The 24,531-nt window shown below is 36.5% G+C and carries 23 protein-coding genes and 1 pseudogene; 19 read left to right on the forward strand and 5 right to left on the reverse strand.

From position 1 onward, the window contains the following. Positions 1–348: 348 nt before the first annotated feature. The 14 genes and pseudogenes from P4361_RS11600 (at position 349) to P4361_RS11665 (ending at position 12,504) form a co-directional block, all read left to right on the forward strand. Positions 349–978 (forward strand): sugar transferase, encoded by a 630-nt coding sequence (locus tag P4361_RS11600; RefSeq protein WP_328089506.1) that lies wholly within the window; start codon positions 349–351, stop codon positions 976–978. Continuing rightward, complete coding sequence (locus tag P4361_RS11605) at positions 975–1,817, forward strand: NAD-dependent epimerase/dehydratase family protein (protein ID WP_328089507.1); 843 nt, start codon at positions 975–977, stop codon at positions 1,815–1,817. The genes P4361_RS11600 and P4361_RS11605 overlap by 4 nt, the downstream gene beginning before the upstream one ends. Before the next feature lies 1 nt (position 1,818). Next, positions 1,819–2,946, forward strand: coding sequence for a glycosyltransferase family 4 protein (locus P4361_RS11610; RefSeq protein WP_328089508.1), 1,128 nt, complete (start codon positions 1,819–1,821; stop codon positions 2,944–2,946). Between the two features lie 24 nt (positions 2,947–2,970). Continuing rightward, a complete protein-coding gene (locus P4361_RS11615; protein WP_328089509.1) occupies positions 2,971–3,786 on the forward strand; it encodes a glycosyltransferase family 2 protein in 816 nt (271 codons plus the stop codon). A gap of 209 nt (positions 3,787–3,995) precedes the next feature. After that, positions 3,996–5,387 carry an O-antigen polymerase gene (locus P4361_RS11620; RefSeq protein ID WP_328089510.1) on the forward strand — a complete coding sequence of 464 codons (1,392 nt, stop codon included), beginning with the start codon at positions 3,996–3,998 and terminating at the stop codon, positions 5,385–5,387. A 10-nt stretch (positions 5,388–5,397) separates the two neighbouring features. After that, positions 5,398–6,921, forward strand: a complete 1,524-nt coding sequence (locus P4361_RS11625; protein ID WP_328089511.1) for a lipopolysaccharide biosynthesis protein — start codon at positions 5,398–5,400, stop codon at positions 6,919–6,921. A gap of 28 nt (positions 6,922–6,949) precedes the next feature. Beyond that, positions 6,950–8,107 (forward strand): glycosyltransferase, encoded by a 1,158-nt coding sequence (locus tag P4361_RS11630; protein WP_328089512.1) that lies wholly within the window; start codon positions 6,950–6,952, stop codon positions 8,105–8,107. A 12-nt stretch (positions 8,108–8,119) separates the two neighbouring features. Further along, positions 8,120–9,202, forward strand: coding sequence for a sulfotransferase domain-containing protein (locus P4361_RS11635; protein ID WP_328089514.1), 1,083 nt, complete (start codon positions 8,120–8,122; stop codon positions 9,200–9,202). A gap of 31 nt (positions 9,203–9,233) precedes the next feature. Continuing rightward, positions 9,234–9,480: pseudogene (locus tag P4361_RS11640) on the forward strand (adenylyltransferase/cytidyltransferase family protein); the annotation flags it as partial. A 108-nt stretch (positions 9,481–9,588) separates the two neighbouring features. Then, the gene (locus tag P4361_RS11645; protein WP_328089516.1) at positions 9,589–9,945 is read left to right on the forward strand and encodes a hypothetical protein; all 357 of its coding nucleotides are present in this window, start codon (positions 9,589–9,591) and stop codon (positions 9,943–9,945) included. Positions 9,946–9,965: 20 nt separating this feature from the next. Further along, on the forward strand, positions 9,966–10,991 hold the full coding sequence (gene galE / locus P4361_RS11650) for a UDP-glucose 4-epimerase GalE (RefSeq protein WP_328089517.1): 1,026 nt from the start codon (positions 9,966–9,968) through the stop codon (positions 10,989–10,991). A 24-nt stretch (positions 10,992–11,015) separates the two neighbouring features. Continuing rightward, positions 11,016–11,444 (forward strand): VanZ family protein, encoded by a 429-nt coding sequence (locus tag P4361_RS11655; protein ID WP_328089518.1) that lies wholly within the window; start codon positions 11,016–11,018, stop codon positions 11,442–11,444. 25 nt (positions 11,445–11,469) lie between these two features. Continuing rightward, the gene (locus P4361_RS11660) at positions 11,470–11,946 is read left to right on the forward strand and encodes a YkyB family protein (protein ID WP_328089519.1); all 477 of its coding nucleotides are present in this window, start codon (positions 11,470–11,472) and stop codon (positions 11,944–11,946) included. A 126-nt stretch (positions 11,947–12,072) separates the two neighbouring features. Next, positions 12,073–12,504 carry a YkyB family protein gene (locus tag P4361_RS11665; RefSeq protein WP_328089520.1) on the forward strand — a complete coding sequence of 144 codons (432 nt, stop codon included), beginning with the start codon at positions 12,073–12,075 and terminating at the stop codon, positions 12,502–12,504. On the opposite strand, the gene P4361_RS11670 is transcribed toward P4361_RS11665, so the two are convergent. The 3 genes from P4361_RS11670 to P4361_RS11680 all read right to left on the reverse strand — a co-directional run bounded on the left by P4361_RS11670 (position 12,505) and on the right by P4361_RS11680 (position 13,708). Next, entirely contained in the window at positions 12,505–12,975 is a 471-nt protein-coding gene (locus tag P4361_RS11670) for a hypothetical protein (protein ID WP_328089522.1), read from the reverse strand. It abuts the gene before it with no gap. A gap of 50 nt (positions 12,976–13,025) precedes the next feature. Beyond that, entirely contained in the window at positions 13,026–13,151 is a 126-nt protein-coding gene (locus P4361_RS11675) for an ATP-binding protein (protein WP_425590256.1), read from the reverse strand. 89 nt (positions 13,152–13,240) lie between these two features. Further along, positions 13,241–13,708: an NUDIX hydrolase gene (locus P4361_RS11680; RefSeq protein WP_328089523.1), complete on the reverse strand. Its 468-nt coding sequence runs from the start codon at positions 13,706–13,708 to the stop codon at positions 13,241–13,243. A 112-nt stretch (positions 13,709–13,820) separates the two neighbouring features. On the opposite strand from P4361_RS11680, the gene P4361_RS11685 reads away from it, so the two are divergent. From P4361_RS11685 to P4361_RS11705, 5 genes are all read left to right on the forward strand, one after another. Next, on the forward strand, positions 13,821–14,768 hold the full coding sequence (locus P4361_RS11685) for a hypothetical protein (RefSeq protein ID WP_328089524.1): 948 nt from the start codon (positions 13,821–13,823) through the stop codon (positions 14,766–14,768). An 11-nt stretch (positions 14,769–14,779) separates the two neighbouring features. Beyond that, complete coding sequence (locus tag P4361_RS11690) at positions 14,780–16,798, forward strand: dynamin family protein (protein ID WP_328089526.1); 2,019 nt, start codon at positions 14,780–14,782, stop codon at positions 16,796–16,798. Then, positions 16,785–18,581, forward strand: coding sequence for a dynamin family protein (locus P4361_RS11695; RefSeq protein ID WP_328089527.1), 1,797 nt, complete (start codon positions 16,785–16,787; stop codon positions 18,579–18,581). The genes P4361_RS11690 and P4361_RS11695 overlap by 14 nt, the downstream gene beginning before the upstream one ends. A 197-nt stretch (positions 18,582–18,778) precedes the next feature. After that, on the forward strand, positions 18,779–21,559 hold the full coding sequence (locus tag P4361_RS11700; protein ID WP_328089528.1) for a bifunctional diguanylate cyclase/phosphodiesterase: 2,781 nt from the start codon (positions 18,779–18,781) through the stop codon (positions 21,557–21,559). Then, a complete protein-coding gene (locus tag P4361_RS11705; protein ID WP_328089529.1) occupies positions 21,559–23,193 on the forward strand; it encodes a thiamine pyrophosphate-binding protein in 1,635 nt (544 codons plus the stop codon). Before P4361_RS11700 ends, P4361_RS11705 begins: the two co-directional genes overlap by 1 nt. 452 nt (positions 23,194–23,645) lie before the next feature. Here P4361_RS11705 and P4361_RS23265 read toward each other — a convergent pair whose 3' ends face one another. Further along, a complete protein-coding gene (locus P4361_RS23265; RefSeq protein ID WP_425590255.1) occupies positions 23,646–23,846 on the reverse strand; it encodes an N-acetyltransferase family protein in 201 nt (66 codons plus the stop codon). A 104-nt stretch (positions 23,847–23,950) separates the two neighbouring features. Then, the gene (blaI, locus tag P4361_RS11710; protein WP_082316100.1) at positions 23,951–24,334 is read right to left on the reverse strand and encodes a penicillinase repressor BlaI; all 384 of its coding nucleotides are present in this window, start codon (positions 24,332–24,334) and stop codon (positions 23,951–23,953) included. Positions 24,335–24,531 lie beyond the last annotated feature (197 nt).

Below are 24,531 nucleotides of genomic sequence, written 5' to 3' on the forward strand. Positions count from 1 at the left end.
AGAGGATGGTGGGATTTCTTATTTATAGGAATCCCATTCTTTCTTGATTTTGGGATTGAATGGTTGTGGGGAACTGACTATCGTGCTTGGATAACATGCTGGAAGCCTTGCGGGATAATGGTGTGAGGTGTTTTTAGTTAGTTTTATAGGTTGATTGAATGGTATATATAATTGGAAGATACTCGGTTGAATTCGTCAGAAAGGTAAATATCTATTTTGCATTTGATTGATATTGAATAGATATTACGAGGTGGCTTTAGTGGTTTAGTAGTTGATTGGAATTGAAGAATATCAGATTCTAATTAAGTCCTAATCTACTAAAGAACAAATATTAAGGAGTGTAGCTAGATGTATATGAAGGTTAAAAGATTGATAGATATTATTCTTTCTTTTATAGGACTTATTGTCTTATCACCCTTTTTTTTAATTCTAATAATTGCTATTAAGATGGATTCAAGGGGCCCAGTCTTGTTTAAGCAACAACGTGTAGGAATCAACAAGACTCATTTCGACATATTGAAATTTCGTACCATGAGAATAGATACACCGAAGGACACTCCAACTCACTTATTAGGTAATCCAGAACAGTATATCACAAAGATGGGCAAATTCCTGAGAAAAACCTCACTTGATGAGCTTCCGCAGATTTGGAATATTTTTGTGGGGCAGATGAGTATTATTGGGCCAAGACCAGCATTATGGAATCAGTATGATCTGATTGCTGAACGGGATAAGTATGGTGCTAATGATGTACCACCTGGACTAACTGGTTGGGCACAGATTAATGGTAGGGATGAGTTACCTATTGAGGTAAAGGCAAAGTTAGACGGGGAATATGTTGAAAAAATTAGTTTTTGGATGGATGTTAAATGTTTCTTTGGGACCATCGTTAGTGTTGTGAAAAGTGATGGTGTTGTTGAAGGTGGAACTGGAGTTAAGAAGCAAGTTGCGAGTACTAAGGAGAGCATTTCTAAATGAAAAGAATACTGATAACCGGGAAAAACAGCTATATAGGTATAAGTCTAGAGAAATGGTTTGGAAATTATCCCGATAGATATAAAATTGATTCCGTTAGTTTAAGAGATGATTTATGGAAGGGAATAGATTTCTCGGGGTATGATGTTGTGTTTCATGTGGCTGGGATAGCGCATATTAAGGAAACAAAGGAAAACTCACATCTTTATTATAAAGTGAATCGTGACTTGGCCTTTGAGGTTGCTCAAAAGGCAAAAAATGAAGGGGTTAAGCAATTCATATTTTTAAGTTCTATGAGTGTTTATGGAATCGAAAGTGGTGTTATAGACAAAGACTCACCTCTCAAACCAAAAAGTAACTATGGAAAGTCTAAGCTTCAGGCAGAGGAACTAATATCAGCTATAGAGGGTGATACTTTTAAAGTTGCATTTTTACGTCCACCTATGATTTATGGAAAAGGTTGTAAAGGTAATTATACTAGACTGGCGAATCTAGCAATCAAAATACCTATTTTCCCTGATGTAGACAATAAAAGAAGTATGATTTATATAGACAATTTATCGGAGTTTGTAAGATTACTTATTGAAGATTCTAAAAGCGGACTATTCCACCCACAGAACAAAGAATATGTACGTACATCAAGAATGGTGGAAATGATCGCCGATATGCATGGAACTAATATAAGAATGACTAAGTTGTTTAATGTCTTCTTGAAATTGATTTCGATAAATACAGTAAAGAAGGTATTTGGCGATTTGGTTTATGATAAGAAAATGGATGATTACAAAAATAGATATATAGTTTGTGATTTTGAGACATCTATAAGGTTAACGGAGAAATGAAATGAAAAAAGTATTGTTTGTAGCTACTGTAGTAAAAGCCCATATTATGGTATTTCATATTCCCTTTTTAAAATGGTTTAAGGAGAACGGGTATGAGACATATGTTTGTGCAAAAAACGATTATGAAAATAAAGAAGACTGTGTTATACCCTATTGCGATTATTATTTTGACCTTCCATTTGAACGTTCTCCTATAAAACTAAATAATTTTAAAACATATAAGCAACTAAAAGAAATTACCGAATCTAATGAGTTTGATATAATTCACTGTCATACTCCTATGGGGGGTGTTCTTACCCGATTAGCAGCACGAAATGCAAGAAAAAAAAATACAAATGTTATCTATACAGCTCATGGATTCCATTTTTATAAGGGTGCTCCTATTGCAAATTGGTTATTATATTATCCAGTTGAAAGATGGCTATCAAGACATACGGATGTACTTATTACAATAAATAAGGAAGACTTTAGTAGGGCCCAAAAATTTAAAGCAAAGAGTATTGAATATGTGCCCGGTGTTGGAATTGATACTAATAAATTTAAAGAGATACTAGTTAATAAAACTAAAAAGCGCAGTGAAATTGGGATTGATGATAATAGTTTAATTGTTCTTTCAGTCGGTGAACTAAATAAAAATAAAAACCATGAAACAATTATTAGATCTATAGCACAATTAGATAAACCTGATATTTATTACGTAATTTGTGGAGAAGGTCCACTAGTGAATTATTTGAAAAACTTAACTATGGAATTAGGGATGGAGAATCAAGTGAAATTGTTGGGGTTCCGGACAGATATAGCTGAGCTTAGTAAAGTTTCAGACATCTTCGCTTTCCCTTCATTTCGGGAAGGACTATCATTGTCTCTAATGGAAGCTATGACATCAGGGCTCCCAGTAGTTTGTTCAAATATTAGAGGAAATAGTGATTTAGTAGTAGATGGTAAAGGTGGTTACTTAGTAAATCCAGATAATATTCAAGGGTTTGCTAATGTACTTCTTAATCTATATGAAAGTAATACACAAAGAGAAAGTATGGGTATTTATAATAGAAGCTTAATTAAGAATTTTGATTTGAAAAACGTAATAGTAGAAATGGGATATATATATTCAAAAAATAAATTTCATTAAATACTCTAATCGAAGGAGAAAAATATGGAAAATCCAAAGGTTTCAATAATAATGGGTGTATTAAATGGGAAAGATCGAATATTAACTGCTGTAGATTCTATTAAAGAGCAAACATTCGAAGATTGGGAATTGATAATTTGTGATGATGGTTCTACTGATGGAACATTCGAGTTACTACTTGATATTGCAGAAAAAGACCAAAGAATAAAACCAATTAAAAATCAGGTGAATTTAGGTTTGGCTCGAACATTAAATCATTGTCTAGAAGTTTCAAAGGGTGAATATATTGCGAGAATGGATGATGATGATTATAGTTATCCAGATAGATTAGCAATTCAGGTAGATTTTTTAAATAAACATCCGGAATATGATATTGTATGTTCAGCAATCGATATATTTGACGGTGAAAAGGTGTTATATAAGAAAAAGCCAATCAGCGTAACTCCAGAAATTGCTGACTTTTTATGGGGCTCCTGTTTCGAACATCCTGCAACTATTTTTAGGGCTAGTAAGTTAAGAGAAGTAAATGGGTACCGCTTTGCAAAGGAAACCCGCAGAGCTGAAGATTATGACTTATTCATGAGAATGTATGCAGCCGGTATGAGGGGCTATAATATTGAGAAACCCCTATTAAGATACTACGTAAATGTGCAGGCAATGAAGAAAAGAAAATTTAAATATAGACTTGATGAGGTAATTGTTAGATATAAAGGGTTTAAAAATCTAGGATTATTTCCAAAAGGATATTTATATGTTTTAAAGCCATTAATTGTTAGCTTAATTCCTAAGAAAATACTTTTAAAATTACAAAGAAACAAATATCAACAATTTGTTAATTAAAAACTTTCAAATTTCCTATAGTGACTTTACTATTTAATATGAGTTGTAATATAGGAAAGGCTTAAATATATATTATAACAGGCACATCGAGATTAAGTAATTATAAAAACTTCCGGATATATAAGACTGGAAGGTATTTACTCTCTTTACTTGGAGGGTATTGGCGATTATGTATAGAAAATAGCAAAAAGTAAAGGAATTTTTAGGAAATGAAAAATTTAGCATTGAGGATAGTGATTTTTTCCATTAGTTTTCTAGTTTCAATAATTTCATTGGCTAGTTATCCACCTCAGGGATATAAAATGGTATTTTTACTTCCACTAACCTACGGTTTATTGATATTGATATTACCATCTATCACAAGATTTATGATTAAAAATGCAGGATTGTTAATATTTAATATTGTGACTTTTGTTAGATATGTCATTTTGGTTCTTGTTGGTGTCTTAACGGATTTTTCAATATGGAGAGGTATCCCACCCGGTTCCACTTACCTTAAAAGTGCTATTTTAGTAATGTTTATTGAGATGATAACAGTTTTCATTTTTATACAAATTATATCCAAAAGGTATTACTCTAGTACGAAAATGCAGGTATCCAATGAGAGGGTAATAAATAAAAATATTAACTCCTTTATACTAAACTTATTTATTTTACTAGGTATAATTTCAGTAATATTATTTCCGGAAATTATATCAAAACTCAGATTTGTTACAAACCTTGATGATTTTACAGAATATCAACGTAATGACTTTCCGCTTTTTGGGCTCTTTGAACTATTATTTAATATTGCAAGGATATTAGTGGTTCTTTCTATAATTGTCTACTGGAAGAAGAAACATGAACTTACTGGTAAGTTTAAATACGTGTTTTATTCAATCGGGATATCTCTTTTAAACTTATTAATAGTTACAGGTTTAAGCAGATTTAGCATACTGATATCAGCTGTAGCAATCCTTTATTTCTTGGCTAAATTATTTAACAAACATAAAAAGCTGATTTTTTCGTCACTTATGACTGGCATTATTTTTTCGGTTACTATTGTATCTTTATATAAATTTTTTGGAAGAAGTGAAAATAACTCCTCAAATTATAATGATTTAGCTTGGTGGAGTGATACATTACAAATGTATTTTTCAGGTCCTAAAAATGTTGCTATTGCACTTACCATGAATGATAGATTTGATATTAATATAGTAATTCAAATATTAGTAGATCTGTTTTCTTCTGTAGCAGGCATCGCCGGCATTCTTCATCCGAATTTTAGTACTGTTGGATTATATAATTTAACCTATTATGGAAGTACGGTGAGTGTAGATCAAATTGTTCCTATTGTCGGTCAAGGGTTTTTTTATTTTGGATATATAGGAAGTTTTATTCCTTCGATTATTGCAGTTTGGTTAATGATGAAATTTGATAAAAAAGCTGCTTTAACTAACAATCCATATTCTTCCTATGCTTATTATTTTATTGCCACCTGGTTTGGGGCATTAATGATGGTAAACTGGACCATTCTATTTTCTCACTTTATAAACACATTTGTCTTACTAATGATAATTATTAAAGTGAATAATCGCTTTATCTTAAAAAACAAAAAGTAGGAAAATTATTATGAGAGCTAAAAGCGCTATAAATAACCTAGTAGCAGCACTTCTACTAAGTTTAGTAACAGCTATTTCGGGATTAATTTTACCAAGATTATTTATTTTAACCTATGGTTCTGAGGTAAATGGACTAATCTCTTCAATAAAACAATTTTTGGTATACCTGAGCTTAGTAGAAGCTGGAATTGGTTATGCATCAATGGCTATGCTTTATTTACCAATAAGAGAAAAGAATTATAAATCAATTAATTCTATTCTTTCTGCAACAAGGATTCAATATATTAAATCTGGTCGGCTTTTTATGGGTCTGGTACTTATCCTAGCATTTATATATCCATTTTTTGTTTTTAATCAAATTTCATGGACATTGGCGTTCCTAATGGTTTTAGTTCTTGGGATAAGTGGCGTATCGGAGTTCTTTTTAATAGGGAATTATAGAGTGTTTTTAACTGCTTCCCAAAAGGGTTATGTAGTTTCATATATTCAATTAGGTGGATTATTTCTAAACCTATTTGTCACAATTATACTTGTATTAGCTGAGGTTAATCCTGTCGTTGTACAATTAGTAGCATCCGCAGTGTATGTACTAAGATTTGTTTTTTTGAAATTATATCTTAATAAAAAATATCCGTTGGCTAGTTATGATGAGGAGCCAAATTATAAGGCATTGGATAAAAGATGGGATGTGCTTATACATCAAATTGTGAATCTTGTATTAGTAAACACTCCTATAGTTATCATTACAGTATTTAGTGGTTTAAAGGATGTAAGTGTTTTTATCATTTATTTGTTGGTTCATAATATGATAATTATGCTTTTATCTGTGTTTATGAATGGATTTCAAGCCGTTTTTGGAGATATTATATCAGAAAAAAACAAGGCATTATTGAAGAAAAACTTTCATTTATATGAATGGACATTTTTTACTCTAGTTAGTATTACTTATGTGATTACCGCGTTATTATATATGCCGTTTATTTCTCTTTATACATCTGGAATAACTGACGCAAACTACATTCAACCCCAACTCGCGATTCTATTTGTTTTTATAGGTATTCTCCATAATTTAAGAGTTCCATCCATGTCAATAATGAATTCAGCGGGATTATTTAAGGAAACAAAAGTTGCAGCAATAACCGAGGCTGTAATTAGCCTTATATTATCGTTGACATTAGTTCAATATTGGGGAATAGTAGGCGTGCTGGTAGGTTGGTTAGCTGCCTATATGTTTAGAATTGTTATACTGGTTAAACAGATATCTAAAGATTATGTATATGGTAGTGTATTTCCTACTATCAAGGTGATCTTAATGAATGGAGTATTTGGCTTAATCACATACTTCATTTGTAAAAACTTTATTTACTTGGATATTAATAGTTTTTTTGAGTTTTTGGTAAACGGAGTTTTAATATCAATAATTGTATCAATTTTAATCATATTTTTTAATTTTATAGTATATAAGAGAGAATTTTTATCGATAAAGGATATACTTATAAATTTACTAAGAAAAAAGCAGAATAAATCAATTTAATATGAATCTTGTTTGGGAGTTAGAGTCTATGAAAGTAGCATTTGTAGTGGACAATATGATTTTTGGTGGCATTGAGCGTGTAGCTATAAATTATATGGATATATTGATAAGCCAAGGGCATGAAATAGATGTAATTATATTAAATTCAAAAGTAGATGAAATTGTTAAGGAAATACCAAAACAATGTAATGTGATATTTACCAATCTTCCCAAAACACTTTGTCCAGATGCTTATTGGACTGTTGCAAAAAAACATAAGTGGGGGAAATATATATTTCCTATAGTGTATTTTATATTATCATTCCTCACTCCTGTACTTAGAATTTTTAAAGGTAGGCGTGGGAAATACGACCGCGCAATCGCCTTTTCGGGTCATTATAATGATTTAACATATGTATCTAATTATATTAACGCTGACAAACGCTTTTGTTGGCTTCATGGTGGTGTTACTGGATATCTATTAATTTCCCCCGGTTATTATTTTTTATATAAGAAAATAAAAAATCTAGTAGTGCTATCTAAAGATTATCAAGAAAATGCAATGATTAGTAATAAATTGGATGACTGTAATATAACCAAGATGTACAATCCAGTTTCCATAACTGCTAGATTATTAGATAAACAGAAAATAGAAAAACTAAAAAAAGATTATGGTGAATTCATGCTAATGGTAGGTAGATTTTCCTCTCAAAAGGATCAAAGAACTGTAATTAATGCAATAAAAATTTTAAAAACAAAATATAAAAGAACAATGAAAATGGTATTTGTTGGTGATGGACCTACTAAGGAATCTATTGAAAAATATGCTTCAGATTGTGGAGTATCAGATTTAGTAATTTTTGAGGGAACTAAATCTGACGTGCAAAATTACTATAAGGCATCTAAAATATTTGTTCATTCAAGTCCGTCTGAGGGATTGCCAACAGTTTTATTGGAAGCAATGTCCTTTGGCGTTCCAATTGTAGCGACTGATAGTAAACCTGGAGTGAGGGAAATTTTAGGAGATAATGAATATGGCTTAATAAGCCCAATAAAAGATCCGGAAATAATGGCTTTAAATATGAATAAACTACTTTCCGATAATATATTGTATGAAGCTTACATTAAAAAGGGATTGGAACGAATTGAAGACTTTAAACCAGAAGTTATTTCCGAACAATTAAAAGTACTTTTAAAAGATGTATAAGGAGAAAGAAAAATGAGCAATAGATTAAACGTTGCAGTGACAGGCTTTGTTGGGACCGGCTCATCAGCTGTTATTGATTTAATAAAGGAATTTGATAATTGCGGAGTTGCTTTAGAAAGTGATCAACCTTACGAACACATACCGCTTTATACGGATAACGGATTATTTGACTTGGGGGCCATAATGATGAATGTGAATAGCCCCCTTCGTTCTGGTACGGCAATCTCCTCATTTATTAAAAGTATGAATTGGCTTAATAATAACAACTTTGGCTGGTTTGGTTCATATCGATGGTTAGTCGGTAACAAATTTGAAAGAGCAACTAATGAATTTGTTAATGAAATCAGTACCCCAATTAGTGGGAGAACCTATAGTGATTACAAAAGAGTCAGATTCTCTATTTTTAAAGTCTTCTTACAAATTGCTGCAAAGATAATTTATAAGCGTAAAATTTATAAGTGGGGTAGATTATATATCTTTGAAAAAAAACAAAAATTTTTTTCTATGCCCTCACCCGATGAATTTTATACTGCTGCAAGGAAATTCGTGAATTCTTACTTTGAAATGTGTGCAAAACCAAATAAACAAATAATGGTATACGATCATCTTCTTTGGCCCCAACATACTAATTTGGTAGACTCCTATTTTGACGAAAATTTTAAAATGATCGTTGTATTACGAGACGCAAGAGATCTATATATACTAAATAAATATTATTGGAGTAAGAGAACAGTTGGTAGCGGATCCGAACTATTTCCTACAGAACCTAAAGATTTCATATACTACTGGTCAAGATTAATGGCTGGAACCAAACAGAGTAATTCAAAGAAAATCCTATTTATTGAGTTCGAGGATTTAATTTATAATTATGAAAAATCCGTTTCGCAAATTATGGAATTTTTAAACGTTAAGGCTGAACAACACACAAATAAAAAGAAATATTTTGATCCTGATAAGTCTATAAAGAACACTCAGACATTTTTAATAAAAGATGAATGGAAAAGAGAAGTTAAAGTAATTCATGAAAAGATGCCTCAATATACCTATGATTTTCCTTTTGAAAATAGTACAAGTTTAGATGAACTGTTTAATTAAGACCTTTATACAGCACTAATAAGATGGAGGAATCGGTAATGAAAAGCGTGATAAATACGAAACATTTAATTTACTTCATTATGGTCATATAAATTTATTGAAAAGGGCTAAAGATCAAGGTCATTATCTAATTGTTGCAGTGTGAACAAATGAACAATGAGGTAAAGGGAAAAAAGTGTTCCTTTTCTTATAAGGAAAGAAAAAAACTTGTAGAAGCTATTCGTTATGTAGATATGGTAATACCTGGAAATAGTTGGGAACAAAAGGTTGATGACGTAGCTAACGGAGTATGGTGCTGCAGAAGGTGAAAATACACTGGATCCGACGATGAAGCAGCTTGTTTCGTAGTTTCGAAGATTCACGATATACCATTCATCAATGGGAGATTGCACATTTATAACCTATTCAGCCTGCAGAATGCTAAAGCTGAGGAGGCTATAGAAACTTTTGAGGAACTGACGACAAAAGGAATTTTAGACATCAATCATTCATTAATTTCTATTGAAGAATTAAGGAAGCATCCTTGGATTCTACTAGGTTGGGGATGCAAACAAAAAGCAGGCTGGGTTAATTTAAGGAAATCTAAAGAGCAATGGCTTAACCTTATTCAAGAGTCAGGTATACGTTCATTCGGTAACAGCAGTGGATCGAATGGCAAGTATTATCACCCCTGTCCTCAATTAGTAAGGAATAGAGTCACAATGGTAGAAGAATTAGTTACTCTTTATAGAGAGAGTGTATAGAAGGGAAGAGGAGTAATAACATGTCAATTTTAGTTACCGGAGGCGCTGGATACATCGGCAGCCATACATGTGTAGAGCTTTTGAATGCGGGATATGAGGTCGTTGTGGTAGACAATCTATCCAACAGTCATATGGAATCGTTGAACCGCGTTCAGGAGATTACGGGGAAGAGCTTGAAATTTGAGCAAGTCGATATTCTTGATCGAAACGAGTTAGAGCGTGTTTTTACGGAGAATGAGATTGAAGCGGTGATTCACTTTGCAGGTCTGAAGGCAGTAGGGGAGTCGGTCGCTAAGCCGCTTTATTACTACCATAATAATGTGACAGGGACAGTGGTTTTATGTGAGGTCATGCAGCAATTCGGTGTGAAGCAAATGGTATTCAGTTCATCAGCAACAGTCTATGGTCTGACTGATCAAGTGCCTATTTCAGAAGGAGTATCACTCGGGGCAACTAATCCGTATGGCCGTACAAAGCTCATGATTGAAGAAATTCTTCGTGATCTTTATATGTCTGATAATGAATGGAGCATCTCCCTTCTTCGCTACTTTAACCCGGTTGGGGCTCATGAGAGTGGACAAATTGGGGAAGATCCAAATGGTATTCCCAACAATTTAACACCTTATATCACTCAGGTAGCTGTAGGCAAACTGCAGGAACTCCAAGTGTTTGGCAACGATTATGATACTGTGGATGGGACAGGCGTCAGGGACTATATCCATGTCGTAGATTTGGCAAAAGGTCACTTAAAAGCACTAGATAAAGTGATGAAAAGTGAAGGTGTAGAAGCTTATAACCTTGGTACTGGTAAGGGTTATAGTGTGTTGGAAGTTTTAAGTGCTTTTGAAAAAGCAACAGGAAAAACGATTCCTTATAAAGTAGTAGATCGCCGGCCTGGTGATGTTGCGGTTAGCTATGCTGATCCGACAAAAGCAAAAGAAGAGCTTGGGTGGGAAGCAGAAAAAGATTTGGATGAGATGTGCCGTGATGCGTGGAACTGGCAAAAGAAGAATGTTCATGGTTTTAAAGAAGAAGTTATAAAGTAATGCTCCTATGGACATAACAGAGGTATGAATATATTTAAATTTCTTATCGTTATTGTATGGGCGCTATTTTTGGGACTTCATACCTTTACGGACAATTTGGAAGCTCTATTAAGTAATCAATCTATTCAATTTATTTGGAATGCATCTCCAGACTTTTTATCTTTCTTTAATCTATCAGATCTCACGGTGATCCATCCTTACTTTTATCTTGTAAAAGCCGGACATTTGATTGGCTTTGGAATTTTAGACTTACTTGTATTTGTATGGTTAAGAAACCACGGAAAATCAATGCTGCTTACCTTTTGTTTTGCTGTATTTACAGAAATCCTTCAGCTGTATTTTGGAAGGGATGGTAGGTTGTATGATGTGGTTATTGATTCGTTAGGCATTGTTATGGTTTATCAGTTGTTAAAGCTAAACAACAGTGAGAAAGCATCGATTCCCTATGAATAGATGCTTTTTTTACAGAGGAGATAGAATGAAAACAACCATTCAAGATGTACATAAAGCGATCTATATTATTAATATCCATGCGAAAAATGCGCCTGCACTCTATCCCATGAAGCAGCGAGCAATTCAGAAATTGCTGAAGGAAGGTCGAGCTGTAAAGATAGGTTTAACCTATTCGCCCAACCCGGGAAACGCGTTACAGCGGTTAGATGTGCTTATAAGAGTTGGAGATTTCTTATTTCATCTTCCCTCCACGAAAGAAGATCGAAGAAACTTGGAAATCCTAGAAGATGATCCCGAATATCGTAACCCCAAAGTATATATGCCTTTGAAACGTGCGAAGCGACTTTTAGAGTTATACTCCCCTTTGCTAGAGTCACCAGTTGATAAGGAGCCCCTACAAAAACAACCTACTACCTATATCGGGTTATCCGGCTATTTAAATGGTAAAGTCAATAATGGTATCGATGCTGCTTACGTGTTGTTTTGCTGTATGATGTGGTGATTGACTCGTAAGGCATTGTTATGGTATATCAATGGTTAAAACTCATAAACAAGAGTGAGAAAGCATCATTTCCCTATAAATAGATGCTTTCTCCATTTAATCTAAATTCTTTGAAGGTTGGATAGAATGAAAACGACAACCCAAGATCTAGCGATAGCCATCTATATTATTAACAAACACGCGAAAAATGCACCTGCTCTTTATGAGATGAAGCAGCGGGCGATTGAGAAGCTGCTGAAGCAGGGTAAAGCACAGAAAGTAGGGCTAAATTATTCCCCGAATCCGGGTAAAGCCTTGCAGCGACTGGATGTCCTGGTTCAAGTTGAAGATTATTTGTTTCATCTTCCCTCTACGAAAGAAGACCGGAAAACACTAAACATTCTGGAGTACGAAGCACAGATCCGCAATCCTAAAGCATCGATGCCTCTAAATCGGGCCAAGCAAATTTTAGAGGCTTATTCGCCTTTGCCAAAACCCCCAGCTGTTAAGCATTCCCATCCAAAGCAAAGACCAAAATATATTGGGATCTCTACCTATTTGAATGGTCCAAGTAAATAATCATGATTCTCCAGAGCCTTCGTTCAGCCAATCATACCCCAGCACATTGGAATAGCTTTCTCGCCTTCTCTCCACCGTCAACATTCCATAAATGACACCATAGAAGTACTGAGCAAAGCTTGTCCTGATCTTCTGCAGCTTGTACTGGTAAACCGTAATCTTGAAGCCTTGGATCACTTCCGGGATCAGCATCTCCAGCGGCTTTTCAATATTCAATTTCTTGTAGGCAACCCGAGCTTTTTGCCAGAGAGAGCAGATCTCTGCAGCGGTTGTGAAGAAGGGTTTGACCGCCTGAATAAAGTCTCTTGGTATGTAATCAGGAAGATAGGAATAATCCAATGTCGGCGAAAACGCGGGTTGCTTACGTAGGATTTTGGTTTTTATTTTTTCTTTTGTTTCTATGTTTTTAGTTTCCGATGCCGGAATGACGGGATTTTTCATAGCGCTGCAAGGTGTTTGAGTGCTTGTCAAGGCCGGTTGTAACTTCCCCAGAATGTCCGGAATAAAAATCCCCAGTTTTCCTATTTTTCAAGCTTATCCTTGTTGCGTTTTTCCTTCAGCCGATAGCTCTCACCATTTAGGTTAAAGATGCGTGAATGGTGAAGCAGTCGGTCTAACATCGCCGTTGCATAACTCCTCTCATGTATCCACTTTCAGTATTTAAACTCAACTTATTTTAATAATGAGCAGAGCTCGCCCGGATCTTCCGGACAAGCTCTGCTTTTCAGGTGCATAATTACTTAACAACTGGAATTGAGATATTAGCTAGAAAATCATTAATGAACATTTGGTGTTCAGTAAATATATTCTCTGGTAAATCACCTAGTGGATAGAATATATTCTGTAAAGATTCTTCATTTTGTTCAATCAAATCACCTCTGTAATGTTTACAGATGAATGCAATCAGCACAGGAGATACTTGGTCTCCATTAGGGAAAGTCTTGTCATAGTGAGAACCAGAGTAAATACCAAACAGCTCCATGTCTTCTAACGAAAGACCAGTTTCTTCATATGCTTCTCTCCTCGCAGTATCTTGAACGCTTTCTCCTAATTCCATGAAACCGCCTGGAAGTCCCCATTGGCCATTATCAGATCGCTTTTGAAGCAGCAATCGATTATCTCTATCCAACACAAAGGCACAGGCAACTACCATAATCACTTTCTCATTTCCTACCATTGATCTTAAACGTCGTATGTAATCCATTTCAACAGCTCCTCTTTCCATTCATTATATGGATAATTACCTCAACAAAGCAGTACTTTAGACCGATAAATATAAAGAATATAATTGGTTTAAATTGCCAGGAGGCTTAGCTATGTCAAGTGATATTGTACAACAAGAAAAAAATGTCTACTCAGAATTGGAATTATTACTTAACGAATTAACTAAAGATGTTGTTAATGAGGTTATTAAGCAGGTTGTTTCATCGCCATTTTCTCAACTTTATAAGAAATATGATGAACAAATACCCTTATTGGTTAAGCAAAATGATGAACTAAGAAATCTAACCAATCAGCTAAATTTAACTAGTAAAAATTTATATGATGATATGTATGAATTAGTAGGGGATGTTAGTAGAGAAGTTATCGAACATAATGTAATAAACAAATTAAAAAGTCTTTATGATAGTCATGAAAAACAAATACTAACCCTAGGAGAGAACGCAAATAAACTCGATAATTATGTGTCTGAACTTATTGAAACAGAGAAATTTATTACTAACCAAGTGAAACAAATTACAGGCGATGTAGGAGAGAATCTTCTTAAAAACCACATTATGTTACAGTTCGAGCAACTCTTTAATAATTATAAGGTTTTATTACCAAATTTGAAAAATTCGCAGGAATTATTATCAAATACAATTGTAGAATTTTCTAACGCGGAAGAAACCTTTCAAAAATGGTTACAGGAAATGGCTTTAAAAATGGTAGATCAAGTAACTCAAATTATTAATTTAAAACTGAATGGTATAAAAAATCAGATTGAAGCTCAAGTAAGTTCTCTAGAAGAGAAACTTATTGAAATTAATGATTTTATTATGGTTGCACAAATTGTTGAAAAAGACCTAAGAGAAACAACGAATAAATTAGAAGACAAACTTTTAAGTGTGGAAGACAATATTTCTGAAGTTTTGAAAGAGACGAATAAACAATTCACTGTCATAAAAAAGGAAAATAGCAATTTTTATGATTCTCTGAATTCAAAAATTACCCGTATAGGTGGAGCTATTATACTTTTATTGATAATATCTCTTTTTTTCTAGGAGTAAAAGTTATGAAAATGAATCAAAGTTACAATGTTTTTTTGTATGCAGAAAAGTATAGAGAGCTTCAAAGATTATTATCTGATAAACATAAATTATATTATAAGGAAAAATTAACCAGGCATTTTAATGAAGCGTACCATACGGCCAAAAATCATAAATTGGAGATCAATAACCATATCATAGGTTCCGATGCTAAATTAATTCAACCTGTCTTAAATGAATTGGAATCCCTAGGCTTAAAATTCCAAGAGTTAGAAAATGGACTTAAAGATAAGTTTTTACTCTTTATAGTAGGAATGGGTAATGTAGGCAAATCGACAGTGATAAACTCTCTTCTTGAACATGAAGCTGCAGAAATTGATTTTTTACCAAAAACGTGGAAAATAGATGTTTTTGAAAATAATAATAGTGTATGTTTATTAAAATTCAAGAACGGTACATCTAAGAAATTGTCTATAAAAGATACAAAAGAGTTTATTAACTTAGAAGAAATGAAGGTAGCAGATAGTAAAAAACAGAAAAAAGAGGCATTAAAAAAAATTGCTCCTTCTTTAAAAACAATTGAAGAGAAAAGAGAGCTTGAAAAAACATTAGAAGAACAATATTTATATAAGTCAGATTTAGTAGAGGTTCGATGGCCAGTGCCAGAGAACCGTCTTTCAGAAAAATTTAAACTAGTAGATACTCCTGGTCTGGTACAAGAAAACTTATCAGGTGAAACAAAAATGAATTTGCAAGAATATTATCACAAAGCAGACGGAGTCATTTGGTTATTAGATGCTAATAAAATTGCTCATGGAAAATCCAAAGAAATGATTAGTGAGTTAAAAGAGGCTATAGAAAATATTGGAGGGAAAACAAATAATATTATAGCTGTAATTAATAGAATCGATCTTATTCAGCATAATAGTGAGGTTAAAAGCGTGTTAGAACAAGCCCCCTTATTGCTGGGAGAGTTTTTTTCTAAATTTATACCTATTTCTGCAAAAAAAGCATTGGATGGATATAAAACAAAAAATACAGAACTCAGAGAAGCAAGCGGCATTCTAGACTTATATGATGAGATTGAATCTCGCTTCTTTAAACAAGCGCAAATTATTAGATTGGAAAGTAAACTTACTAGTTTTCGTCACCAAGTTAAACTACTAGACGAACCTGAATACATACTTAACGAATATTTAACTCGTTTAAAAAAGGATCAAAATTCTTTTGAAAAAAAGGAACAAAACATAGCTACAGTATTTAAAGAAATAAGAAAAGAATTTATAAATGAGTTAGAAAAGTCTAAAGAACACCTTATAACAAGAGTTAACAAAAGAATTGATCAGTTTACAGAAGGTCTTTATGATAAGTCTTCTTATGAAAAAAAAGAATATATGAATAATACAATATTTAGAGTGAATGAGGTTGAAGACCAGTTAAAAGGTATTTTGTCATATTGGCGGGGGAAAATAGATGAAACTTCTAAAACCCTAGTCAATGAAAATGAATTCCATGAGTTTGAGCATATTAATGATCAAATAATGCAATCTTTTTTTTATATTTCAACTAAGGGTGATCAAAAAGATGAGGGATTAGTTGAATCTAAAAAGATCCTTAAGTATAGCTCTGTCCCTTTGGGAACCAATATGGAAAGCATGGAAGATTTCTTTCTTAATCTATTTGGTGAATCCTTGGGTGGTATTTTTAATAGCTTCGGGAAGGGTATTGCAAAATTTTTCACGCTAAACAATGTGAAAAGGCAGCTTAAAGACAGTTTTAAAACCAATATAGGAAGTTATACTACTGAGATTAAAAAAGAAATAGATAATCAAATAAATCATCAAAAAGTGAGTTTGTTAGAAGCCATGGATCAATCCTACTCTCGCTTACATGGATATTATAAAAACAGCCTTTTAATTAAAGATTCCCTTGAGACATTTAAACATTCTATAAATCAAAAATATAACCCCCCAATGCTTCTTGATATATTGAAACAAGATAAGATGAAAATAAGTAACAAGGAGATTATAAATGAAATTATATGAAGATTTATTAAGTATTAAGGAAAAAATGGAAAATTCACCGTTGCGAAAAAGTAGAGATAGTGCTCCAATACTTATTGAACAGGAGCTTTTTAACGAAGATTTAGCCTCTTTAGATATATTGATAGAAAATATTAGTGCTGCTCTGTGTGTAGGTATTATAGGGGAAGTGAAGGCAGGGAAATCTACATTAATAAATGCATTAGCGGGAAGAGTAGTTACACCTACAAACGTTTTGGAGGCAACATCCAGTATTATCAAAATAAAATATAGCGCTACTGAATATGCAAAGATTATTTATACTACCGGTACAATTGAAGAAAAAGAAAATGTTGAAGTTTTATTTCAATTTCTTACTGAACATGCTAATGATCAATTATTTTTTTCTACTGTTCAGTCAGTAGAAATAGGAATACCGCTAAATAACTTGAGAAACTTAATACTGGTGGACACTCCAGGGTTAGAAACAGTTACAAAGGATAATGAGAAAAGGACTCATGACTTTGTGAAAAATGCGGATCTCTTTTTATGGGTAATTAATGGTCACTATCTTGGTCAAGCAGACATACTAGATACAATGATGGAAATTATAAAGCATGGAAAACCGGTTGTAGCGGTCTTAAATAGAATAGATGAAATAGATGGTGATGTAGATAGACTTGTAACCTATTTAGAAGATGAGTTAGGTATGTATGTACAAAACATTTTCCCGTTTTCTGGATATCAGGCGTTGCAGGGTATATTAGAAAATAATAATAATAAAATCGATGAATCCGGGTATTATACCCTATTAAATTATTTAGATGAAAGAATCAATCAAAAGGTTGATGAAGTAAAAGTCAAAAGTACGCTATCTGCTACCCAAACTTTGATTCATCGAGACATTGTTAAACATGAAGAAATATTAAATACAATGAAATTTGTTGAAGATCAAATTGAGAAAGTTGAAAGAATAGTGGAAGAATACAGCGATAAGACGGGTAATGTTATTCAACATGCTTTTGATAACTGGTACAGTTACCGATTTTTAGAGTCAGAAAAGAAAGAGTTAATGGATGTAGTTCAAACAGGTAATATTTTTAGTAATAAAAAAATGAAAGAAAATTTAAATGTTGCTTTGCAGAATTTTTTATCCAATGAACGTATTGATCAACAACTCACTTTACAAGTACAAGAATTAAATGAGATTTTTAAAATCGAATGGGATAAAGCTTTACATAAATTAAAAGAAGAAATATTAATAGATTTCAATGATTTTTCTGTAGCTGGGCAAAAAAGGTTAACCTTGCAGCTCTCTAATACAGATAAATTGCATATTGAGGGGAGTGTCTTATCCGGAGCAGCTACCGGGGCTTGGATTGGTGGCGCTGCTGGTGCTTCAGCAGCATTTTATGCCGCTGCACTGGGTCCTGCAGCCTCTTATGTAACAATTGGGATGGCAGCTTCTGCCTTTCTGCCGCCTTTTCTTCTTATAGGAGCTTCAATAGGTTTTACAAACAAGCTTTTAAAAACAAAAAAGGAAAAAAATTTGGTTGAAATGAATGTTAGCGAACTTATTGAATCTTATAAGAAAGAAAATAAACTCCAGATTTCAAACCATGTATTAAAAATATTTAAAGAAAGAGCAGAATTAGTTTCAAGAAATGTTCTAGAAGAACTTACTCGCTCTTTTTGTAATCAACAATCCAAAGATGAACTAATGGTTTACAAAAAGACACTGACGGAATACATTATGAAAATGAAAAAATTACAAGAGTTATTATTTGTACAAACAATAGTGCAATAATCTATAGATGCAATTAAGGAATTTAGGTCTTACCACCCTCGCTTAGCCTAATATAAAATTTGGAAGATCCATTCACTTGGATCTTTTTTTATTTGTCGAAACTTCACGAATAGCCCCGCTCAGCCGATATTTAAGGTGATGAACCATACATACAATAAATGTTAAATTGTGTAAATTTTAATATAGGGGGGCTGCACATGTCAGAGGTTCAAACGAGATATTCGAGGCTGGCTACGATTACGAAGATGATCAATACGAAGCTTGAATTGAAGAATGTGTTGGAGCATGTTGTGCTGGCGATCTCGGAGGAGATTGTAAATTGTGATTCGATCGGCATTTATTTGCCGCAGAAGGACGGTACTTACCGGGGATATGTGGGCAAACCAAAGGTCATCAATGGGGTTACGCTTGATATGCTAGTGATTGATCCGTTCGTTGATCGTCTGGCGAAGGAAGTGCTGGATACAAAGACAGCGATCTATATTCCGGATACAGCAAAGGACGATCGCCCGGATCCGAGGCCGATCGAGAAGTTTAGCATCAAGTCTTTGCTGTGCCTGCCGATTTTTAACGGTGAGGAAACGTACGGGCTGGTGTTCCTGTTTAATTATGACTCTCACATGATCTTGTCAGAGAGCGAGATTCAGTCGGTGGAGGCTTATGTGAATATGGCAGCTGTTGCCATACGGAATTCAAACCAGCTCAGCCGGAAAGAGCGTTTGCTGAAGGACAAGCAGCTTATGCTCGATGTTAATCGGGAACTGTCCCACTGCCAAACAATGCAGCAAGTGCTGGATATCTGTTTCTCATACGTCGGCAAAGTGCTGGATAACCCGAATATTGGGGCTCATCTGCTTGATCCGATTGCGGAAAAGAAAATTCGTCCGGCTCACTTAAGCAAAGAGAGCGACTGGACGGAGGAAGAGTGGAAGGAGACGCATGGCAAGATCAAGATCGACCATAGCAAGGATCTATTATTCCAAGAAGTGATCCGGTCGAAGAAGGCGATTTATATCGGGGATGTGTTCTCTGATCCGCGTCCTGACCACAACGCCTGCCGCAACTTTGGCATTAAAGGACTGTATATGATGCCGCTTGTGGCGATGGGTGAGGTGCTTGGAACCATACCGGTCGTGAACCTGGACGAAGTGAACAAGCCCTACTCGGAGACGGATCTTCAGCTGGCGCAGTCAGTGGTGGATGCCAGTGCTTCTGTGCTTTCCCATCTTCTTTATATGGAAAAGCAGGAATTAATCATTCAGGAACGGACTTCTGAGCTTTTGGAGAAGAACAAGGAACTGACTGATGTTGTGGGAAAGCTCCAACGGCTGAGCCGGGAGAATGAATTAATCCTCGACTCAGCCGGTGACGGAATTTTCGGGCTTGATCTTGCCGGGCGATTGACGTTCAGCAACCCGGCCGCAGCAAATATGCTCGGCTATGAAAACAAAGGAGAACTGATCGGCCAGCCGTTCAGCTGCATTTACTATGGTGATCGGCATAAAGAGGTTTCCCTGCCGATCAGCAAGTACAATTGCGACGAGTTTTTTTACCGAAAGGACGGCAGCAAGTTCCCTGTGGAATTCGTGACGTCTTCCATAAAAGAAGACGAGGAAACCGTTGGCTACGTCGTGACCTTTAAAGATACAACCTTCCGGAAGCAGATGGAGGAGAAGATTCGCTATCATGCCTACTTCGACAGTCTAACGAACCTGCCGAACCGGGTGCTGTTCTTGGACCGTCTGAACCAGGGGCTCACCTATGCCGAGATGTGCCAGGGGAAATTAGCGATCATGTTCCTGGATCTTAATCGCTTCAAGACGATCAACGACACGCTCGGCCATAGCTTTGGCGATATTCTGCTGAAAAAGGTAGCGGACCGTCTGGCGAACCTCATTCCAAAAGAGTGTACCGTATCGCGACAGGGCGGGGATGAATTTATGGTCATCATGCCTAGGGTAAAGGATCAGGAGGAGGCAGTCCATTTTGCAGAATATATCCTTTCTTCCTTCTCGGAGTCCTTTGATCTCGATGGACATGAGGTCATCGTGAAGCCAAGCATCGGCATCAGTCTGTACCCGGATCACGGAACGAACACTGACGTCCTGATCAAGAATGCGGATACCGCCATGTACAAGGCGAAGGAAGTGATCGGAGGAAGCTATGAATGCTATGAGAAGGGGATGGATTTCCGCACGATTGAAAGTGTCCAACTTGAAATTGATCTTCATAAAGCGCTCGAGCGGGACGAATTTGTCCTTTATTACCAGCCGCAGGTAGATTACCGTGCAAAGGAAATTATCGGTGCAGAGGCGCTGATTCGCTGGAACCATCCGGTAAAGGGGATGATTCCGCCGCGTGATTTTATTCCGATTGCCGAGGAAACCGGGTTGATCGTGCAAATTGGAGAGTGGGTGCTGCATAAAGGCTGCCAGCAGCTGAAAAAATGGCATGCTGAAGGGCATCGCATTGCCCTGTCCGTGAACATTGCCGCTCTGCAGTTCAAAAAGGAGCTCGCCGCAGTCGTGCAGTGCCTATTGAGGGAGACCGGGCTTGAACCGGAGTATCTGCAGCTCGAGATCACAGAGAACGCCATCATCCAAAACACGGATGCGACGCTTCGTATCATGTCGAAGCTGAAAAAGGAAGGCTTGAAAATCGCCATCGATGATTTCGGAACCGGGTACTCATCACTCGGCTACCTAAAGAATTTTCCAATTGATACGCTGAAAATTGACCAGACGTTTGTAAAGGACATCATCCAGGACAGCAATAACGAAGCCATTACAAACACGATCATAGCGCTTGCAAAGAACCTGAGGCTCAGTGTTATTGCAGAGGGTGTGGAAACGAAGGAACAAATTGATTTTCTGATGGAAAATGACTGCTTCTTGATGCAGGGGTTTTATTTCAGCCGGCCGGTGCCTGCTCATGAGTTTGAAGCTTTGTATTTTAAAACAATGGAGGAGAACGAGTGATGAAAGCAGTAAAGGGCGTATTGGATTATTTAAAAAGCGGTGGCGTAGAGTATGTATTCGGTATTCCAGCCGGTTCCGTGAACGCGTTTTTCGATGAGCTGTATGAAATGCCCGAGATCCAGCCGGTCGTTGCTAAGCATGAAGGGGCAGCCTCCTATATGGCCGCGTCCTATGCAAAATATTCCCGGTCACTCGGGGTATGTATCGCGTGCAGCGGCCCCGGGGCGACCAACCTCGTAACAGGTGCGGCAAACGCCATGCGCGAGCATCTTCCCGTTCTGTTCCTGACTGGTGCAGTCCCTGTCAGCACAATGGGGCTGAACGCCTCACAGGAATTAAATGCGGAGCCCGTTTTCTCACCGGTAACGAAATACAGTGTGACGGCTCAGGATGCTTCCTCTTTAGTAGATGAAGTGGCGAAGGCCGTTGAGATCGCGCTATCCGGTGTACCTGGTCCGGTTCATGTGGCCATGCCGATCGATCTTCAGCTGGAATCCGTTGCTGAAGTGCTGGTGCCGGAATTCCCTGTACGGTCTGTGATGCTTCCGGACCGTGCGGTAATAAAAGAAGTTGCAAGGAAACTCGCGGAATCAGAGAGCGGGTATCTTTTTGCCGGACAGGGTGCGCGGGGGTCAGAAGCGCTTGTGCTTGAATTGGCAGAATTGCTTGGGTGGGCGGTTATGACGACTCCGCAGGCGAAGGGGCTATTGCCAAGTGATCATCCAAACAATGCCGGAATCTTCGGATTTGCCGGCGGCGAGCGTGCATCACAGCTCATGAACGGAGATGGCGGAAAAACGCTGTTCGTCATCGGTTCGAGTCTTGGCGAAACCGCAACGAATAACTATAATGCTAGTCTGACAAAGGGTCGCTATGTGATTCAGATGGATATGGATGAGACGGTATTTAACCGGAAATACCATGTGGATCTTGCGGTGAAAAGCGAGATCGGTGCTGGACTTGCGCAGCTGGTTCAGGAATTGAAGGCGCTTGGTGTGAGTCGGATGCCGGTTGAATCTATAGGTATTATTGCAGATGAACCAATTGATGAGTACAATACGCAGAACGTCCTTCGAAAGCTGCAGGAGTACTTGCCGAAATCGACGCGCTTTACGGCGGACATCGGGGAGTTTATGTCCTACATCGTGCATTATATGAAAGTGATGGAGTCGGATACTTTTGACATCAACGTTCATTTTGGTGCGATGGGAAGCGGGCTCTGTGCGGCAATCGGTTCGAAGCTGGCCGATCCTTCCCGTCCTGTGGCTGCGATTACCGGTGACGGCTGCTTTTTCATGCACGGTATGGAAGTGATGACGGCCAAGGAATATCAGCTGCCGATTCTTTTTATCGTGATGAATAACGCCAGACTCGGCATGGTGTACCACGGCCACTCCCTTCAATACAAGCGGGTGCATTCCCGTTTTGAACAGCAGCCGGTGAACATCGCCAAAATGGCCGAGGCGATGGGCGTACCGAGCGCAAGAGTAGAGAAGCTGGAGGATCTGAATCTGGATCTGTTTGCCTCCCTGCAGTCAAACAACGGACCAGCCGTACTCGAAATTGCCTTAGTCGATAACAATGTGCCCCCAATGGGAGACCGCGTCAAGTTTCTGTCTTCGTTTGGGAAGTAATAGAGTGCCGTCAGGGAAACCTGGCGGCTGTTTTTATGGGGCAATGGCAGTGTTACACATTTAGCCAATCATATCCCGGAACATTGGATTAGTTCTCTCGCCTTCGCTCTACCGTCAGCATGCCATAAAGGACACCATAAAAATATTGCGCAAAGCTTGTCTTGATTTTTTGCAGCTTGTACTGGTAAACCATGATCTTGAATCCTTGAATGACTTCCGGGATAAGCAGCTCCAGTTAAAAAAATCCGGATCAGCATAACGCTGGTCCGGATTTTTTTGCGTTTCTAACCGTTCTTTTTCACCGACGAAATCCCCGTCCACGTAATCGCCTCTACGGTTTCCAGATACTTGGCTTCCATTTGTGGAAGATCTAATTGAAGATAAGCAACCGTTAACTCAAAATTAGACGTTTAAAACCATTAAGTCCTCGTCAAAATACTGTCCGTTAAATTTTAGAGCATTCGTTCTACGCCATATACCTGCAAACCTAAGTACTTGTATAGTCTCTTTGCTGTTTCATTTTCGGATACAACTGTTAAATTTATTTGTTCCAAACCATTGCAATTTTTTGCCTTTCTTATTAGTTCAATCAAGAGTGATTTTCCTAAACCCTTCCCCTGTTTAATTTGGATAGTTCTTATTGAACCTGCCATTTAACTGATTAAAGACCAAGAAAAATGGACTGCTGAAACAGTCCATTTTTTTCAATTCTTCGCCCGCTTGCGGAATTATAACCCACTTTTTGAATCTATTTTTCCTAAGATTTTTTGGACTTATTATCCAGAATGGAGCGTAATTCGTTAATATCTTCTTTAGACAAGGATTCCTCCTGAATGAACTGAACCAGCATCGACTTCAGCGTGCCACCATAAATTCGCTTAATAAAAGACTGTGTCTCGGCCTGCTGACATTCATCCTGCGAATAAAGCGGAAAAAAGGTATACACCTTCTGATTTTTATTTACACCGACCACCTGTTTTTGAACCAGACGATCTAAAAGAGTGCGTACTGTTTTCGGCTTCCAATCAGTTCGCCCCTGCAAGGAGAAAATGACTTCATTGGCCGTTTGTGGAGCCTTTTCCCAAAGCACGTTCATGACTTCCCATTCTGATTCTGAGATACTGGGCACTTCTATAGCCACTCCTATCCTCCTCCTTTTGATTATTCATGTAATACCTTCAATTCATACATTTGTTACATAGAGAAGACAACCTTCTTTGCCAACTCGGGTGTATAAAAATTCTTTATATTCTGCTCATCCGATAAGTTCGGGAGGCAAGGATTATTTAGCATTCTCCTTAACACAATAAAACAAATTTTGATTGTTCACTCAGCCAT

Origin of the sequence: Fictibacillus sp. B-59209 (assembly GCF_036216745.1) — a bacterium.
Lineage (GTDB): Bacteria > Bacillota > Bacilli > Bacillales > Fictibacillaceae > Fictibacillus_C > Fictibacillus_C marinisediminis.